Below are 1,203 nucleotides of genomic sequence, written 5' to 3'. Positions count from 1 at the left end.
GCAAGATAAGTCCCCAGAATCGTAATGCAGAACAAACCCCAGAAAACGCCAAGCAAGTTCCCCTTACAAAGGTCGGTAATGATTGAGCCGATTTGCGTTTCTTCGTAGGGTGCGACGCCTACCCGGCTATCTGGGACTGCGTCCGGTCCAATCTCCATATAACTGCGCATGCACTCCCACAGCGCCATCGCGGTGGTGCCACCGCCACAGTTAAAGCCCAGCGAGTAATGCTTGTTATCCTCCTTGGCGTGCGGATCTGGGTTCTCGAAGCCAATGAACAACATTCCCATCGTTGCTCTGCCACCTTGGCTAACTGACGAATGTTGCGTGGCTGCTGCCGTCACGCTTTCCCAGGGGACAATCCAGTACTCGCCATCTGCTTGCGGTACGCATACTTCACGGCGCTGTCGATTGAAACGTACGGGTAAAGGTACTTGGCGGCCTCAAGGAGCAAGTGCAACACCTGATGTAAGGTGTTGTCATGTCTACCCAATACAGTCACCTGAGTACCGAGGAGCGCGTCACCATCATGGTGATGCTATTTCAACGGCAGACGCTACGAACTATTGCTGCGTTGCTAGGGCGTCACCCCAGCACCATCAGTCGAGAGATCAAGCGCAACCCCCAGCAGCCCCACTATGACGCCATCAAAGCCACAAGTAGAGCACAACAGCTTCGACATATGCCTCGTCGTCAACGGCGTTTATCTCCAGACTCTGAGCTGTTTCAAGTGGTCGTCGAAATGCTCCGCATTGGCTGGTCACCACAACAAATTGCCCGCAGACTACACGCTATCTGGCCTGACCAACCCGAGCGACATGTGAGCCACGAAACTATCTACCTCGCCATCTATGCCTACCCACGCGGAGAGCTGAAACGTCAGCTGATCAGTTATCTACGTCAAGCAGACGGCAAGCGTCCTAAGCGAACACAGAGCAATGTGCGTCGAGAGCGCTACCCTGCACAACTGAGTATTCACCTACGCCCTCCCGAAGTTGCAGATCGTCTGGTACCTGGGCATTGGGAGAGTGATCTGATTATGGGGGCCAATAATCGCTCAGCCGTCGCCACAATGGTCGAACGCACAAGCCGATATGTAATCCTCGCCAAACTTGAAGCCCCCACCGCTGAAGCGGCGGCGGAAGCCATTGTGAGGGAGATGTCGCGAATGGCCCCATCACTACTAAAAACCATGACACATGA

1 protein-coding gene and 1 pseudogene are annotated in these 1,203 nt (G+C 54.4%); one reads left to right on the top strand and one right to left on the bottom strand.

The genetic code is table 11. The features are described from left to right. Positions 1 to 440, bottom strand: a pseudogene (locus H8F23_RS28710) (hypothetical protein); the annotation flags it as partial. Positions 441 to 481: 41 nt separating this feature from the next. On the opposite strand from H8F23_RS28710, the gene H8F23_RS28705 reads away from it, so the two are divergent. Then, positions 482 to 1,203, top strand: a 722-nt coding sequence (locus tag H8F23_RS28705; protein ID WP_194936579.1) for an IS30 family transposase, incomplete at its 3' end; no start/stop codon positions are given.

Source organism: Pseudomonas neuropathica (assembly GCF_015461835.1).
In the GTDB taxonomy this organism is placed as follows: Bacteria; Pseudomonadota; Gammaproteobacteria; order Pseudomonadales; family Pseudomonadaceae; genus Aquipseudomonas; species Aquipseudomonas neuropathica.
The sequence above is the reverse complement of the archived record's forward strand: the minus strand, read 5'-3'. Positions and strand labels throughout refer to the sequence as shown.